Source organism: Chromobacterium sp. W521, from assembly GCF_052805975.1.
In genome coordinates this window covers 389040-404525 of the sequence record NZ_JBRBAF010000003.1, presented here as the reverse complement: position 1 = coordinate 404525, position 15486 = coordinate 389040, and the positions used below count along the sequence as shown (strand labels likewise).

Below are 15486 nucleotides of genomic sequence, written 5' to 3'. Positions count from 1 at the left end.
GCGCAACAACCTGCCGGCGGACCTCAAAGCGCTGGCGGGAGAGAAAGACGCCCAACCCTTTCGCGCCGAGTTCGACGCCCAGCGCCGCGGCGTGCCGCTGACCCCGGCCTACGCCCACACCGAACTGGCCAAGCCCAAATCCCGCGGCGTGCAGACCGCCACCGTGGTGGGGCCGCAAGGAGAGGAAGTCCACACCGACCAGCACGGCCGCATCAAAGTGCAATTCCACTGGCAACGGCCGGACGAACACCCGAGCATCGGCGCCAACCTGGACGACAAATCCTCCTGCTGGCTGCGCGTGGTCATGCCCAGCGCCGGCGCCGGCTGGGGCCACCAATTCATCCCGCGCATCGGCCAGGAAGTGCTGGTCGACTTCATCGAAGGCGACATCGACCGCCCGGTGATCACCGGCGTGCTTTATAACGGCAGCCACCCGCCGCCGGACTTCAGCGGCGCCGGCGCCTTGCCGGCCAACAAAACCCTGTCCGGCATCAAATCCAAAGAACACCAGGGCGGCCAGTACAACGAACTGCTGTTTGACGACACCCCGGGCGAAGTGCGCGCCAAACTATCGAGCGAACCCGGCAAAACCCAACTCAACCAGGGCTTCCTCACCCACCCGCGCAGCAACGGCAAGGCCGAGCCGCGCGGCGACGGCTTTGAACTCAGAACCGACCAGCACGGCGTCATCCGCGCCGGCCACGGCCTGCTGCTGAGCACCGAAGCGCAGAACGGCGCGTCCGGCAAACAGCTGGCGCGTGAACAGGCGCAAAGCCAGCTGGACGCCGCCCTGGCCCTGAGCCAAAGCTTGGGCGACACCGCCACTGGCCAGCAGGCCGACACCATGGAAACCGGGCCGGAAGGCATAGGCGACGACAATAAGCGGGAAGGCAAGCAGCTGATCGGTCATCTGCAGTATCAGCAAGCGGCGCTGAAAGCCTGGGAGGCGGAAACCAATACCGACAAAGAAGGCAAAACCGGCCAGGGCATCTCCGGCCGCCAGCCCTTGCTCATCCTGTCCGCGCCGGCCGGCATCGCCAGCCTGAGTCAACAGAGCCACACCCTGGCCGCGGAAACCAATCTGGACCTGGTGGCGCAGCGGGACACCAACCAGACCAGCGGCCGGCGCTGGATTCACAACGTCGGCGACAAGATCAGCCTGTTTGTCACCGGCCTGCAAGACAAGATCGCGCTGAAGCTGATTGCCGCCAAGGGCAAAATTCAAATGCAGGCGCAAAGCGACACTGTCGAAGTGACCGCGGACAAGGACGTGACCATCACCTCCTGCAAGGAACGCATCGTCATCACCGCCAAGGAGGAGATCCTGGTCACCGCCGGCGGCGGCTACATCCGGCTCAAGGGCGGCGATATTGAAGTGCACTGCCCCGGCACCGTGACGGTGAAAGGCGCCAGCCACAAGCTCAGCGGCCCCACCAGCCTGAACGCGCCCTTGCCGGAACTCAAAGTGAAGAGTTGCGCCATGCGCGCCAACGCGGCGGCATCCGGCGGTGATGCCGTGGTGATGCTATGAACGGAGACGCCGGGATGCCCGCCCCTCAATCTTTATCAGCCCCGCTATTGGGCTGGACCGTACTCCCGGAAGACGGCTTGAGCCGAAACTGGCTAAACCGACATCGCTACGCCGTGGTGGAAGCCGAGCAACTCGAACAGCTACCCAGCGACTGGCCCAGCACCCGGCTTGCGCCCAAACGATTTGCCGACAATGAAGGCTTAATGCCCGCCCTGCTGGATATCGCGGCGCTAAAGCCGGAGCAAGGCGACCAACTACATGCCCTGCTGGCCCAGGCGCATCAAGATGGCGAAGCCAGCCCGGTTTCCGCCTTGCTACAAAGCCAGTCGTCTCCAACAGCCCTGCTGCGCCACTTGTGCGATATCCAGATGTACCGCTACCACTTGCAAACTGCCTGGCTGCGCGTCTTCGACAGCCGGGTCTGGGTGCAACTCCCACGCGTACTGGGCGACAAAGCCTGGAACCGGCTCTTCGGCCCAATAAGCAGCTGGAGCGTCAGCCTATATGGCGCATGGGTGGAAACCCGACCCAGCACCGCCGGGTTGCCGGGAGAACCCGATACAGAGCAACGCTGGCAAGCAATGCAACGCATAGGGGCCATTAATAGAGCGTTGCTGCGCAGCGGCTGGCTTGAACTTCCGGTCATCCTGGAAAAGAGCGGCTTGCTGGACCAACTGACGCAAAAGGCACAAGCCATCCACAGACTGGGCCGGATTGAAGATCAAGTCGCCTACGCTCAGCTAGGCGCTGAATATGGCTGGGGTTTTGACGAACATCCGATCGCGCGCAGCGCCCTAGCCGGCTTTTACCAGGAAAGCGAAACGGAACGCGCCGACGCCACCATCGTGGACGTGCTGGCCGCACTGGACGACGCCCAATGGCAGACCATACGTCGCGACCTCGCCGCCAGATAGAATCCGCAGATAACTACAGAGAAGATCAATGTCGAAGCCTGAATGCACCCAGCAAAAAACCTGTGATTACTGTGAGAAACGCGGCGTCCCCATTCTGCCGCTGCGCTACGCCGTAGCCATGCCCAATGCCGGAGCGCCGAAACCGGCCTCCCCGCCGTCCATCGCCCTCCCCGCGGCCTCCGGCCAATACACACTGCGTCTGCTGCGCTCGGGCTACCTGTATGTGTACGATGAGGCCCGTAAACGCTGGGACGATTACTTCGTCACCGCAGACGGTTATTTCTGCAAAATATTCCCGGTCAAAGGCCAGCCCACACCTATCCCCAGCAAAGCCTTCAATTGCTGCGACCCCAGCCATCGCGCCCTCGCCAGTTGCATCACTATTCCAGACGCCAAGCGCGCCACCAAGGTATGGCTAGGTTTCTCCGACGCGCAATGGACCGACGATGTCCGCAAACGCCACGAATCCGCCGACTACCGCAAACAACATATGCGCTGCGTCGACGTCAACGCCTACACCGCTGGCGCGGACGGCAAGCACTGCTTTCCCATCAAGAATGTAGGCGCCAAAGTGGCCGAGTACGCTATGGATGACGCTGCTCTCAAGAAAGCACTGTTATTTTCTCAGCACGCTGCAAGTGGGCGCAAGAGTGGGGCCGCACTGCTCGTTGCTGAAAGTGAACGCCTTATGCCTCAAAAAGGATTTGCCATCGCATTGGAAGATCCAGTAGGCATTGCGGCGGACCTTAGCGCCTTAATGGGATACCAACTCTATAATTACACCAATGACAAGAGTCGAAAAAGACCATTCATGGTATCTAGTGCCATCTTGCAAATCGAAGCTGCGGTAAAAGAACAAGCCCTTGAAGCTGAGAATGCTGCGGCAGAAGAATTAGCAGACAAGATGCTCAGTGAGCCTGACATTGGAATGCTTTTTTCATCATATCGTGATAAAAAAATCAAAAAATCAGAGGATATGCGGACCGTAACGGAAGCACAGGCACAACTTGCAGAAAAAAATGCTTGGCAAAAGTATCGAGACAAATTTGACGAACCTGCAATGAAAAACTGGAGGAACAAGTTTGATGAGGATTTCAAAGAGTTTGACAAATCACACATTGCACCTCTTGCAGAAACTCATGCAACCTGGATGAAATCCAAATGCATGAGCCATTATTTTGAATGCAACTTTGATAGCACAAGTGCTGACAGCGGTATTGTTTATGCAAAGGCAACCTTGCTTTGCATTCATGGAACTCAAGATAAAGCAGCCTGCTTTAATTTATACGTAGACTGGCTAGAAAAAGACAACATAAGCAAAGAGAATATTTTACTCCGCGCATTAACCCTTAATTTAGAAAAAACCTCCATTGATATAAATAAGGCGCTCAAAGTCAGTATCGACTGGCGAGGACTACCTCTAGACCCAATTATTGGAGCATTTGGAAAGTCATTAGAACGAATCACTTCGGGAACAGTTGACACCATTGGAGGACTGATAACCGCACTCTATGGCCCCCTAGGAAAAATATTCAACCACGCGCTAGATGGAAAAGTGCGACCAGCCATGGTCGCACTCAGCCTGCACACAGAAAAAACCTTTACAGTTGTTGAGATCACTGGAGGCAAAAAAGCCTTCCGGTCTATGCTGATACGTCAGCTAACCAAAGCAAGTGGTAAGGCATTGAATCCTCGTGAAATGGAGAGAGCTGTTTCAGCTCAGCTACGTCGACTTAAAGCAGCCGGTGTACCGTTGGACAACACAGAAAAGAAACGCTTTCTCCTACTTGTGGATACCGAACAGGCCAGCAGCCTTCCCAAAGGCCTAAAAACACCAGAACAGGCAAAGTGGCTTGCCAACTCGATAAGAACGCCAGAAGAGTTAGAAAAAATTAATTTTTCAAACTGGAGATCTAGAGTAGGAAACCCTGCTGTCGCGATAGCGAAAGGGAGTGTTCCTTATATTTCTGGACTCGTAACAGGCCTATTACAATACAACGCAATGCAAAAGCTCATTGAGGATGAAGGCAAAGCAATGAGTCACGAAGCGAAAGAGGCGTATGGACGGCTGCGAGCAGGCGTTATAGCACTAGCAGCCACCTCCACTGACTTAATTGCGCAAGGCCTGGCCAAGATAGCTCCTCAGCTCGCGAGGTTCGCCCGAGGGCTAAATCTTACCAGTTTGGCACTCACATGGATTGGCCGTGCTGCAGGTGTCTTAGGCGCTTTAATAATGGCTGCATGGGACATTGAGCAAATGAAAAAAGCAAATGCGAATGGCAATGTCGGTCTTGCATTTCTGTATGGTGGATCAGCATTCATCGGATTAACCCTAACAGTGGCCCTGTTGCTTGGCTTTAACTTTGTTGGATTACTATTGGTTATAGCCTTTATTGGAATAGCCATATTGATTGAATATTTCAAAAACAACAAAGTACAAGATTGGCTTGAGCGCTGTCTGTGGGGCGAAGGAAAATCGACACATTACCAAAATGAAACCGAAGAACTGCAACAATTAAAACTGGCCACAAATTAAAATGGAATACACAGGAAAAATACCAAAATACAAAATAAATCGCCCCATTACAAATCAAGAGCTAGAACTCAAGCTTGAGCAAAAAACAAATTCCGGCGCACAACCAAATTATCAATTAAGCGTTATTTCCATTAACTCAAAATGCATGCAGCTCGTGGACAAGTTTTTCCTATGGAAAGGGTTGCTAACCTTTGTGGCGGTTACTGGGCTTGCACTCATTGCCTGGATGCTGATCGGAAATATTTTAATCAGCCATGATAAGCCAACCGGACTTGCTGGTGACTGGGGGTTCTTGCTGGCCATTCTGCTAATGGCTATACCTGTTGCTCTGCTAAACCTCTGGATGCTGCATAAGGACCTTGGCTTTACTCACTACCCCATTTTGCTTGATCGACTGAATGGCAAGGTTCATTTCTTTCGACAAGATGGCAGCATAAACAGCTCAAAATGGGATAATATATTTTTTTGTTTTGCCCGTGTAAAAAACCAAACCTGGGAAATACAAGGGCACATTCTTGATGAGAGTCAAAAGATCGTTATCGACACCTTTTCTTTTTCCGAAGTTGGTGTAGGGGAGCAGGACCGCCAACAATTACTAAGTTATTGGGAGTTTGTCAGAACTTACATGGAAAATGGCCCTTCCATGGTGGTGTCCGAAATTGAAGCCTGCCTTCCCATCGCCAAGGCAAAAGAAACCTTTACCTTTGCAATGCTACGTATGCGCTATATCTTAAGTGGCATTCCTTTTCCACTTCAATTAATTCTTTTGGTGTTTTATTTATTGATTTATCCCGCTCGCTGGGTCTCCATGCGTGCCAGTAAAATCCCGGAGTGGCCGGCTGAACTTGAAGCTCTATGCCATGCTGCCCCAGAAGACCCATACCATCGTGACGCGTCAACGAATACATGAAGATATAGCTTTGACACATGAAGCTGCCCACACAGATACCAGGCTGAGTAAAATTAATGGCAATATCTCCCATTACAAAAAATCGCGGTAGATGGCCAACTTCTTCTTCACAGACCGTGATCGCAACATCATGGGCCTGTCAGCCATTGCGGGGGCTCTGGCTGGTGCCGCTGGCATGGCGGCTAGCACTGCCAGAGATGCAACTAACCTACGCGAGCAGGCCGACTATGTCGAAATGATGATTAATGGGCAACCCGCCAAAGGCTGGGTCTGGTTTAGTCCATTTCAAGATGGAGATGAAGTTGAGCTTATTGGAACCCAACAAGATGGTTATTTTGAAATTATTGCAATAGCTCGCCCCAAAGACAGAGTTGTTGCACTTTACCCACATTGCTCCCGAGGCAAAAAAGCTCACATCAAGAACATTATAAGATAGTGGCTTGGCTCCATGACCATTTATATGTTTTTTATCTTCCCGTTGTTAATTATGTTATTTTATTTAATTTCAGGCGAAAAGGAGCCGTATTTTTTCCTGGACATTAACTACCTTTATATTTGTGCAGGCATGTACGCACTCTCTGGGGCCTTTTCATTTGTAAACGGGAAGAAGTTTATGATGTTCGTTCATGCCGCAACTCAAGTTTTTATAACATTAGATCTGCAAGACCCTGACGAAGTTAATCTGCCTAAATTTACAAAACGCAAACCAGGCGACCCTGGGGTATTCGCTGTGATGTATTTCAACTACTGAGTCTCCCAACATGGCGTCTTCACCACCCAACAGTTTAGCGCCTCTTGCTGCAACAACGGCGCTAAGCAAGATCAGAGGCAAAATTTCCCATTACAAGAAAACACGGGAAATGGCCAATTTCTTCTTTACCGACCGCGACCGCAACATCATGGGCCTGTCAGCCATTGCAGGAGCCCTGGCAGGAGCTGCCGGCATCGCGGCCAATACCGCCAGGGATGCAAGCAACTTACGCGAGCAAGCCGACTATATTGAAATGGAAATTAATGGGCAACCCGCCAAAGGCTGGGTATGGTTTAGCCCGTTTAAAAATGGAGATGAAGTAGAACTAATCGGCACATTCCAAGAGGGCTACTTTGAAATCATCGCCATTGCGAGACCTCAAGGCCGTACCATTGCCTTATACCCACATTGCTCACGTGGCAAAAAATCTCACATCACCACCATCATCAAGTGGTGGTTCATAGCAACAACTTTCTTGGTAGCAGTATTTATCCCGATATTATTTACAATATTTGATTTTATCGACGGAAAAGAGAAACTGTTTTCTTTTTTTGGGGCAGAGTATTTGTATGCGACTATATTCATGTATCTATTCCTAGGAACATACTCGCTCGTCACTGGAAGAAAATTTATGATGTACGTGCACGCGGCCACACAGGTTTTTAAAGCATTAGGATTGCCAGACCCCGACAATATCGACCTCCCCAAACGTACAAAGCGCAAACCGGGTGACCCTGGTGCATTTGGCGTAATGTATTTCAACTACTGAATCCAATCTGGACGGGCATGCCGTCCATTACTACCTCACAGCCATGGAATATACCGGCTTATATCAAAAATACGCCATCAACCGCCCCTTGACCCGTTTAGAGCATGAGCACGCTCTGAACATCCACCAAAAACTGGATTTACCGCTGGCTTATCAGTTGGCCGTGATTAAGATCAACAGCACTTATCTAGAGCTGGTGGACAAGTATTTTCGCTGGAAGGGCGTGATGAGCAGCGTACTGCTAGCCATCTTCTACATCGTCCCCATAGGCTGCGCTACTATCGCGCTGGATTTCATCATGATTGCCAGCGGCGCCAGTCCCAGTCCCTATTATTCCCAGCAACAAGCCTGGACCCAAGCGGTGTTGCTGCTGCTGTTTGGCCCCAGCTTGATAGGCAACATCTTGATCTGGCTGTTAAGAAAAGAGGCCTTCGCGCTGACCCACTACCCTATCCGTCTAAACAGGAAATCTAGGAAAATATTCGCGTTTCAGCCTGGGGGAAAGATCGTGGAGTTTGACTGGGACCACAGTTTTTTTTGCCTGGGTCTGGGCAAAAGCAATACCTGGGAGATTCAGGCCCACAAGCTGGATGCGGAAGGCAAGGTGTCCGCCACTTTCGCCTTCTCAGAGTTGGCGGTAGGGGCGAAAGACCGGGAGCTGCTGAAACAGCATTGGGAGTTCATCCGCCGCTATATGGAGGATGGCCCCACCAGCGTCATCCAAGAAGTCAAGGCTTGCCTGCCGATTGCAAACCAAAGAGAAGCATTTTGGTTTGGTGTGCAGCGCAATGATTTTTATGTAAACACCATGCCCTTGTCGGTGAGACTGGCGTTTTTATTGATTTATATAGCTACCTATCCTGGTAGATGGCTTGCAATGCGAACAAGTAACATCCCTGTCTGGCCCGAGAATGTGGAAAAGCAATGCCTAGTTCCCCCTAACGTCCCCTATTATCGCGATGCCTCAATGAACCCATGAACCTATACAATCTTTTAAACATTAATGGCTAAACAAAAAAACATAACGCCATCGCCAAACGCGCCTTCCAAGGCGGCAATATTTTTTTCATGGCTGATGGTTCCCTCTGCTCTGGCCATGACCTATAAGGCGAGTCATTCAAACGTCAAAACCTCATGGACCATAGCCTCAGTCTACCTCGCCATCGCCATAGTTCTCACTGGAATTAATCTCTGGGTCATGAAGGCTCAGAAAAAAACCATTGTCGCCAGAGCTATTTCCTTCGTTACACTCGCTCTATCAGCGCTGCTTTTTCCCAGCATTTTCATTATTTCCGCCTACTACATTGGCAGGCCCTCCCTGTCCGCCATGGCTTGCTGGTTTTTGTTTTTACTCATTCCCATTAATAGCCTTAAGATCCACATTCAAAAGTTTAACGAAGCCGTCATACTGACCACCAGCGAGTTTTCTAAAAAAGGGGGCGCGTCTATTTTTCTCATTGTCAACACCATTACTGATCGCAAAGCCTTTTTTATCAATAAGCTAAGCCAGAGCGGGCCAAGTATCGCGATGCAGCTTATATTTTTTGTCTCGATACTATCCGGGTTTTTATTAAGAAACTATCACCCTACCGCTTCCTCACATCTTGTTGCATTAGGGATGTCTTTTGTCTCCGCCCTGATTATGGAAGGTTTATTCGCCGCTTTGTTTTACTGCGTAGTGTTCATTTCCGCTCAGAATAAGCTCGCTTGCCGCATACCCCCACTTTTTCATTCCCCCAAACAAGAAAAACAGCTACTCAAGAACGTGGCCCTGGCTCACTTCAAGACGAGGCCTTGAACAGGCTTCAAAGCCGCCCGTCATCTCATCGTCACCATTCCGTCATTCGCCGCGCCTAAGCTGAGTTGTATTCCATCATGTCGGCCGCGCGCCATGAACCACACCATGACCCAGCAGCAATACGGCTCGGACCAGGCAGGTCTGATCTGCGGTTTTTGTTTTCATCCGGATTGCGCAGGTGAAGAAATCAATTCCGCTCAGGCGAAAGCCTGGCTGCGCGCGCCGCCGGACGGCGACGCCTTTCTATGGCTGCATTTCAATCTGGCCAATGCCGCCAGCGAGCGCTGGCTGCGCGCGGCCTTGCCCTTGCAGGAAGATTTTTTCGAGGCTTTGCGCGGCGGTTCCAACTCCACCCGCATCGAGTTGCTGGATCTGGCCTTGCTGGCGGTGATAAACGATGTGGCCTTCAGCTTTGGCCTGGCGTCGTCGGACATCGCCACCTTGTGGGCGCATGCGCAGCCGCGGCTGCTGATCACCGCGCGCGTCAAACCGCTGCATTCGGTGGACCGGCTGCGCGCGGCGGTGCGCGGCGGCGCGGTTTTCCGTTCGCCGGCGGCCTTGCTGGTGCATTTGCTGCAGAACCAGGCGGACGCGCTGGCCGGCATCGTGCGGACCAGCGGCGCGCAGGTGGATGTGCTGGAAGACAGGCTGCTGGCGCAAAGGCTGGACGACCAGCGCGCGCAGTTGGCGGCGATGCGACGTTCCCTGGTGCGCTTGCAGCGCCTGCTGGCGCCGGAGCCCAGCGCGCTGTTCCGCCTGCTGAACCGGCCGCCGGCCTGGCTGGACGCCGCCGATGCGCAGGCGCTGCGCCAGTCGTCGGAGGAGTTCGCGCTGACGCTGAACGATCTGTCAGCGCTGGTGGAGCGCATCAAGCTCTTGCAGGAAGAGCTGGCCGCGCGCCTGAACGAGCAGAGCAACCGCACCCTGTTCACGCTGACCTTGGTGACGGTGCTGGCGCTCCCCATCAATATCGTCGCCGGCTTCTTTGGCATGAATGTGGGCGGCGTGCCGCTGGCCAATCATCCGCACGGTTTCTGGGTGCTGGTGCTGCTGGTGGCCAGTTTCAGCCTGCTGGCCGGCTGGTGGGCGTTCCGCCGTCAGCGCGGCGTGTAGGCTTCGCGGCCGCGGTTCCGTCCGGCGGCGCGAACAGCCGCTGGCATAGAAAATCGACAAAGACGCGCAGCTTGGGCGACAGCTGGCGGCTGGATGGCCATACCACGTGAAACAGGCCGGTCTGGTTCAGGTAAGGCGCCAATACGGTTTGCAGCCGGCCGGCGGCCAGCGCGTCGCGCACGATGAAATCCGGCAGGTAAGCCAGGCCCTGGTCCTGGCTGGCGGCGCAGATCAGCGCCTCGATATTGTTGCAGCTCATGGCACTAACGGGCGGCCAGTCCTGACCGGCCGGCGCGCCGTCCAACGCCCAGGTTTGCAGCTTGCCGGTGCTGGGAAAGCGGTAGCGCAGACAGGCGTGCTGTGCCAGCTCCTCCGGGCTTTGCGGCGCGCCGCGCTCACGCAGATAGCCAGGCGAGCCCACCACCAGCAGGCGGAACGGCCCCAGCGGCCGCGCCATCAGCCGGGAATCCGCCAGCGGACCGCTGCGCACCACCGCGTCCCAGCCCTCTTCTATCACGTCCACCATGCGGTCCGAAAAGTCCAGATCCAGCTCCACTTCCGGATAGCGCTGCATGAAGTCCGGCAAGATGGGCAGCAGCATCCGATAGCCGATCACCGGCAGGCTGACCCGCAGCTTGCCGCGCGGCGTGGCGCGGCTTTGCGCCAATTCGGCCTCGGCGTCGTCAATGTCGTCCAGAATGCGGCGGCAGCGTTCGTAGAACAGCTCGCCCTCCGCCGTCAGCCGCACGTGGCGGGTGCTGCGCTGGAACAGCCGCACCCCCAGCTTCTCTTCCAGCCGCGCCACGCTCTTGCCCACGGCGGACGAGGACACCCCCAGCGCGCGGCCGGCGCCGACGAAGCTTTGCGCCTCGGCGGCGCGCACAAAGGCGGCCAAGCCGCTCAAACTATCCATGAAACGCCCTTATTGCGGAGTTTTTGTCCGCCTAGTTTGGACGGATAGCCTATTTTTCGTCAATTGCCGCCAAATTATCATGTTTTCGCCCAATGACCATCCGTATCCGCCCGCAAGCAGCGCGCGGGCGCTTGTCCCACTCTTTGAAAAGGCGAACTCATGCAGCTTTCCAAACCGGCGCCCTCCCAAGGCGCCCATCTTCTAACCCTGGCCGCCGTATGCCTGGCCGCCTTGACCATGCCGCTCAGCTTCACCGGCCCGGCGCTGGCGCTGACGGCGATAGGCCGTGAGCTGGGCGGCGACGCGCTGGCGCTAACCTGGGTCACCAACGCTTTCATGCTCACCTTCGGCGGCAGCCTGATGGCGGCCGGCGCGCTGGCCGATCAATACGGCCGCAAGCGGGTGTTTCTGCTTGGCGTCGGTTTGTTCTCGCTGTCCTCGCTGGGCTTGTTCCTGGTGGGCAGCCTGCTATGGCTGGATATATGGCGCGCGGTCCAGGGCCTGGGCGCGGCGCTGTCCTTCGCCAGCGGACTGGCGGCGCTGGCGCAAAGCTTCGCCGGCGCGGCGCGCACGCGCGCCTTCAGCCTGATAGGCACCACCTTCGGCATCGGCCTGGCCTTCGGCCCCTTGCTGTGCGGGCTTCTGATCCAGGCCTTGGGCTGGCGCGCCATTTTCGCGCTGGCCGGCCTGGTGGGTCTGCTCGCCCTGGGGCTGGCCGCTTATTGCATGCGCGAATCGCGCGATCCGCAGGCCACTGGCCTGGATTGGCCGGGCGCGCTCAGCTTCACGCTGGCGCTGAGCCTGCTGACTTACGGCGCGCTGGCCGCGCCGGAGCGGGGCTGGAACAGCCCGCTGGTGATTGGCCTACTGCTGGGGTCCGCGGCGGCGTTCTGGCTATTCGTGACGCTGGAGCGCCGCGCGGCGCGCCCGATGCTGGACCTGAGCCTGTTCCGTTACCCGCGCTTCGTTGGCGTCCAATGCCTGGCCGCCGCGCCGGCTTACGCCTTTGTGGTGTTGCTGGTGCTGTTGCCGCTGCGTCTGGTGGCCGCGGAAGGCGTTAGCGAGGCGGAGGCCGGCCGGGTGATGCTGGCCTTGTCCGCGCCCATGCTGGCGCTGCCGTTGTGCGCGGCCTGGCTGACGCGCTGGTTTTCTGCCGCGGCTTTGTCCGCCGGCGGCTTGCTGCTGTGCGCGCTGGGACTGTGGTGGCTGAGCCGTTACCCGCAACTGTCCGCGTTGCAGCAGACACTGTGGCCCTTGCTGCTGATAGGCGTGGGCATCAGTCTGCCCTGGGGCCTGATGGATGGCCTGGCTGTCAGCGTGGTGCCCAAGGAGCGCGCCGGCATGGCCGCCGGGATTTTCAGCACCACGCGGGTGGCGGGCGAAGGCATTGCGCTGGCCCTGGTGGGCGCGCTGCTGGCGGCGCTGCTGCAACAGCGGCTGGCCGCTGTGTCCACGGTGGAGCCGCAGACTCTGGCCGCGGCCGCCAGCCAGGGCGCCTTGGGCAAGCTGTCCGCCGCCGGCGAGCTGTTGCCCGGCCTGTCGCCGGAAACCTTGAGCCAGAGCTACGCCGCCGCTTTCCAGCGGCTGTTGACGGTGCTGTCCGGCCTCACCGTGCTCAGCGCATTGGTGGTGGCGCTGTTCCTGCGCGGCGCCGGCCAGGCGCAAGCGGAGCAGACGGCCACGGATCCGGCGCTGGATTCCGCCGGCTCTTGAGCGCGGGCGCCGGTTTGCTCGCCCATGAACCGGCGCGCAGAACGTGTTTACGATCTCGCGAGCCAAGGCAAGACAAGGCAAGACAAGGCGAAAATGGCTGAAGAAGCGGAGTGTGCAAGTGGCGCATGAGCATTCTGAAACGGTACTCACCGTGCCACGTCTCACAACGCTCAGCGGTTCGTAAACAGGTTCTCAGGCCATTTCATTGACCATGGCGATGGAAAACCCGTCCCAACCCTTGACGCCTACCGTCTGCAGCGCGGTTGCGGTCAGCCGCGGCTCGGCGCCCATGTCTTCCAGGAAACGGCGTACGCCGCGCACGCTGGGGTCCTGGCTGACCACATTGGCCACCGCGCCGCCGCGCGCCACATTGTCGCCGACGATGGCGGCGCCGGGCCTCGCCAGCTTCAAGGCCCACTCCAGATAAGCCGGATTATTGGGCTTGTCGGCGTCGATGAAGATCAGGTCGAAGGGTTCGCCCCCGGCCAGCAGCGGCAGGCTGTCCAGCGCCGGCCCTTCGCGCAACTCAACCTTCTCCGCCACGCCGGCGGCGGCCAGATTAGCCCGCGCCGTGTCCGCGTGCGCGGGATTGGCTTCCAGCGTCACCACCCTACCGCCGGGCGGCAGCGCACGCGCCAGCCAGATGGTGCTATAGCCGCCCAGGGTGCCAATCTCCAGCACCCGCTTCGCCTGCATCAAGCGCGCCAGGATGTGCAGAAAGCGCCCTTGCAGCGGCGACACGTCCTGCGCCGGCAGGCCGGCGGCGGCGTTGGCCGACAAGGCGCTGTTCAAGGCGCTGTCCTCTACCTGCAGCGCCGCGGTGTAATAGCGGTCCAGGCCGCTCCATTCTGCTTGCATCGGCTTCTCCTCTCGCAGCCGCCCTGGGCGATGGCCCGTCTTGGCCGCGCATGGTTGAAGCCACATGATAAGCGCATTGCGGGCTCAAGCAACGCCGAGCCTGTCATTGCGCCCAGGGGGTTTTCCCTCATGGGAAAGGCTATGACCGATATCAAGGCGACGAGGATCGGCTAGTCCTGGAGCAAGGGCGCGCAGGCGCGTAATTGCGCGCGCAGCCAATCATGGGCGGCGCTGCGGCCGTGCCGGGCGTGACTATAGACCTTGAGGGTGTAGGACGGAATATCGAAAGGCGCGGGGTGGACGGCGATGGGCGCGGCCTGGCTCAAGGCCTCAGCCGCCAGCCGCGGCAGGGTCATGACCCAGTCTGACTCCGCGATGATGAAAGGCGCGGCCAGCACCGACGGCAGTTGCAGCGCCACGTCGCGGCGCAGGCCCCGCCGCTCCAGCGCCCGATCGATGCCGCCGCGGGTTTCGCCCCATGGCGTCACCACCACGTGGCGCGCCGCCAGGTATTGCTCCAGGCTAAGGCTGCCGCGAATGTCGGGGTGGGCGCGGCTGACGATGGCCACGTAGCGGTCCTCCAGCCAATCGAAGCTTTCGATCCCGGCAGCGGGTTCCGCGATGTCTTCTACATAGCCCAGGGCGAAGTCGATGCGGCCGGCGGCCAGATCCTCGGCGGACTCGCGGCCGCGCGAGTGCACCAGCTTGAAGCGCAGCCACGGCGCGGCCCGCTGCAAACCTGCCAGCAGGCGCGGCATCACCGCGAAGGCGGTGTAGTCGGTCACCGCCATCACGAAGGCGCGCTCGCTGCGTTCCGGCTGAAAGCCGCCGGCCTGAGCCAGCCCTTGCGACAGCGTTTCCAGCGCGGCGCTCACCGCGCCGGCCAGCCGCTCGGCGTAGGCCGTGGGCTGCATCGCATTGCCGATGCGGACGAAGAGATCGTCGCCCAAGGCGGCTCGCAGCCGCGCCAGCGCGTGGCTGAACGCGGACGGGCTCATCGCCAGTTCGTCGGCGGCGGCGCTGACCGAGCGCTGGCGCAGCAGCGCGTCGAAGACCAGCAGCAGGTTGAGATCCAAACGGCGCAGATCGGAATGCAAAATGTTCATCATGAATTGAAAACAATGCAGCACATGCAGTTTGTCTTGGCCGTAGTATAGCGGCTTATCCATTCACTACGATTCAGGCCCCGCCCATGTCCATCCACATCCGTCCCGCCCAGGCCCAAGACGCCGGGCTGATTCTGCGCTTTATCAAGGAGCTGGCCGTTTACGAACGCGCCGGCGATCAGGTTGCCGCCACCGAGGCCGGCATCGTCGCCAGTCTGTTTGGCGCGGACAGCCCGGCGCGGGCGTTGATCTGCGAAGTGGACGGCGAGCCGGCCGGCTACGCCGTCTACTTCTTCAGCTACTCCACCTGGCAAGCCAAGAAGGGGCTGTACCTGGAGGATCTGTATATTTCGCCGCGGCAGCGCGGCGGCGGCGCCGGCAAGCTGATGCTGCGCCGCCTAGCACAGCTGGCGGTGGAGCAAGGCTGTGGCCGCTTTGAATGGAGCGTGCTGGACTGGAACCAGCCGGCCATCGATTTCTACCTGTCCATCGGCGCCAAGCCGCAGGCGGAATGGGTACGCTACCGGATGGACGGCGCCGCCCTCTCCGACTTCGCCGCCGGCTGAATCTGCCC

Annotated in this window: 15 protein-coding genes; 12 read left to right on the top strand and 3 right to left on the bottom strand. The window is 57.7% G+C overall.

The window, feature by feature from the left end; translation table 11 throughout:
• The 10 genes from ACUXV1_RS06490 to ACUXV1_RS06445 all read left to right on the top strand — a co-directional run.
• A partial coding sequence (locus tag ACUXV1_RS06490; protein ID WP_446015131.1) for a DUF2345 domain-containing protein occupies positions 1-1531 on the top strand: 1531 nt, incomplete at its 5' end.
• A gap of 14 nt (positions 1532-1545) precedes the next feature.
• Complete coding sequence (locus ACUXV1_RS06485) at positions 1546-2445, top strand: hypothetical protein (RefSeq protein ID WP_446015130.1); 900 nt, start codon at positions 1546-1548, stop codon at positions 2443-2445.
• 28 nt (positions 2446-2473) lie between these two features.
• The gene (locus tag ACUXV1_RS06480) at positions 2474-4981 is read left to right on the top strand and encodes a T6SS effector BTH_I2691 family protein (RefSeq protein WP_446015129.1); all 2508 of its coding nucleotides are present in this window, start codon (positions 2474-2476) and stop codon (positions 4979-4981) included.
• 1 nt (position 4982) lies between these two features.
• The gene (locus ACUXV1_RS06475; protein ID WP_446015128.1) at positions 4983-5891 is read left to right on the top strand and encodes a DUF6708 domain-containing protein; all 909 of its coding nucleotides are present in this window, start codon (positions 4983-4985) and stop codon (positions 5889-5891) included.
• A 91-nt stretch (positions 5892-5982) separates the two neighbouring features.
• Positions 5983-6327 carry a putative type VI secretion system effector gene (locus ACUXV1_RS06470; RefSeq protein WP_446015127.1) on the top strand — a complete coding sequence of 115 codons (345 nt, stop codon included), beginning with the start codon at positions 5983-5985 and terminating at the stop codon, positions 6325-6327.
• A 12-nt stretch (positions 6328-6339) separates the two neighbouring features.
• On the top strand, positions 6340-6642 hold the full coding sequence (locus tag ACUXV1_RS06465) for a hypothetical protein (protein WP_446015126.1): 303 nt from the start codon (positions 6340-6342) through the stop codon (positions 6640-6642).
• Positions 6643-6652: 10 nt separating this feature from the next.
• A complete protein-coding gene (locus ACUXV1_RS06460; protein WP_446015125.1) occupies positions 6653-7411 on the top strand; it encodes a putative type VI secretion system effector in 759 nt (252 codons plus the stop codon).
• A 43-nt stretch (positions 7412-7454) separates the two neighbouring features.
• Positions 7455-8390, top strand: a complete 936-nt coding sequence (locus tag ACUXV1_RS06455) for a DUF6708 domain-containing protein (protein WP_446015124.1) — start codon at positions 7455-7457, stop codon at positions 8388-8390.
• A gap of 24 nt (positions 8391-8414) precedes the next feature.
• Positions 8415-9209, top strand: a complete 795-nt coding sequence (locus ACUXV1_RS06450; protein WP_446015123.1) for a hypothetical protein — start codon at positions 8415-8417, stop codon at positions 9207-9209.
• 93 nt (positions 9210-9302) lie between these two features.
• On the top strand, positions 9303-10322 hold the full coding sequence (locus ACUXV1_RS06445; protein WP_446015122.1) for a transporter: 1020 nt from the start codon (positions 9303-9305) through the stop codon (positions 10320-10322).
• Here the strand turns inward: ACUXV1_RS06445 and ACUXV1_RS06440 are convergent.
• On the bottom strand, positions 10273-11235 hold the full coding sequence (locus ACUXV1_RS06440) for a LysR family transcriptional regulator (protein ID WP_446015121.1): 963 nt from the start codon (positions 11233-11235) through the stop codon (positions 10273-10275). The two genes, ACUXV1_RS06445 and ACUXV1_RS06440, sit on opposite strands and share 50 nt — an antisense overlap.
• A gap of 159 nt (positions 11236-11394) precedes the next feature.
• Between ACUXV1_RS06440 and ACUXV1_RS06435 the strand changes: the two genes are divergently transcribed.
• Positions 11395-12948, top strand: a complete 1554-nt coding sequence (locus ACUXV1_RS06435; protein ID WP_446015120.1) for an MFS transporter — start codon at positions 11395-11397, stop codon at positions 12946-12948.
• A 192-nt stretch (positions 12949-13140) separates the two neighbouring features.
• Here ACUXV1_RS06435 and ACUXV1_RS06430 read toward each other — a convergent pair whose 3' ends face one another.
• On the bottom strand, positions 13141-13806 hold the full coding sequence (locus ACUXV1_RS06430) for an O-methyltransferase (RefSeq protein ID WP_446015119.1): 666 nt from the start codon (positions 13804-13806) through the stop codon (positions 13141-13143).
• A 170-nt stretch (positions 13807-13976) separates the two neighbouring features.
• A complete protein-coding gene (locus ACUXV1_RS06425) occupies positions 13977-14975 on the bottom strand; it encodes a LysR family transcriptional regulator (RefSeq protein ID WP_446015118.1) in 999 nt (332 codons plus the stop codon).
• Between the two features lie 23 nt (positions 14976-14998).
• Between ACUXV1_RS06425 and ACUXV1_RS06420 the strand changes: the two genes are divergently transcribed.
• Complete coding sequence (locus ACUXV1_RS06420; RefSeq protein ID WP_081574110.1) at positions 14999-15478, top strand: GNAT family N-acetyltransferase; 480 nt, start codon at positions 14999-15001, stop codon at positions 15476-15478.
• Positions 15479-15486: the final 8 nt, after the last annotated feature.

Coding starts and splice junctions, on each gene's coding strand:
- ACUXV1_RS06420 (WP_081574110.1), top strand. CDS start 14,999: ATGTCCATCCACATCCGTCCCGCCCAGGCCCAAGACGCCGGGCTGATT.
- ACUXV1_RS06485 (WP_446015130.1), top strand. CDS start 1,546: ATGCCCGCCCCTCAATCTTTATCAGCCCCGCTATTGGGCTGGACCGTA.
- ACUXV1_RS06460 (WP_446015125.1), top strand. CDS start 6,653: ATGGCGTCTTCACCACCCAACAGTTTAGCGCCTCTTGCTGCAACAACG.
- ACUXV1_RS06450 (WP_446015123.1), top strand. CDS start 8,415: ATGGCTAAACAAAAAAACATAACGCCATCGCCAAACGCGCCTTCCAAG.
- ACUXV1_RS06480 (WP_446015129.1), top strand. CDS start 2,474: ATGTCGAAGCCTGAATGCACCCAGCAAAAAACCTGTGATTACTGTGAG.
- ACUXV1_RS06430 (WP_446015119.1), bottom strand. CDS start 13,806: ATGCAAGCAGAATGGAGCGGCCTGGACCGCTATTACACCGCGGCGCTG.
- ACUXV1_RS06425 (WP_446015118.1), bottom strand. CDS start 14,975: ATGGATAAGCCGCTATACTACGGCCAAGACAAACTGCATGTGCTGCAT.
- ACUXV1_RS06435 (WP_446015120.1), top strand. CDS start 11,395: ATGCAGCTTTCCAAACCGGCGCCCTCCCAAGGCGCCCATCTTCTAACC.
- ACUXV1_RS06470 (WP_446015127.1), top strand. CDS start 5,983: ATGGCCAACTTCTTCTTCACAGACCGTGATCGCAACATCATGGGCCTG.
- ACUXV1_RS06445 (WP_446015122.1), top strand. CDS start 9,303: ATGAACCACACCATGACCCAGCAGCAATACGGCTCGGACCAGGCAGGT.
- ACUXV1_RS06465 (WP_446015126.1), top strand. CDS start 6,340: ATGACCATTTATATGTTTTTTATCTTCCCGTTGTTAATTATGTTATTT.
- ACUXV1_RS06475 (WP_446015128.1), top strand. CDS start 4,983: ATGGAATACACAGGAAAAATACCAAAATACAAAATAAATCGCCCCATT.
- ACUXV1_RS06440 (WP_446015121.1), bottom strand. CDS start 11,235: ATGGATAGTTTGAGCGGCTTGGCCGCCTTTGTGCGCGCCGCCGAGGCG.
- ACUXV1_RS06455 (WP_446015124.1), top strand. CDS start 7,455: ATGGAATATACCGGCTTATATCAAAAATACGCCATCAACCGCCCCTTG.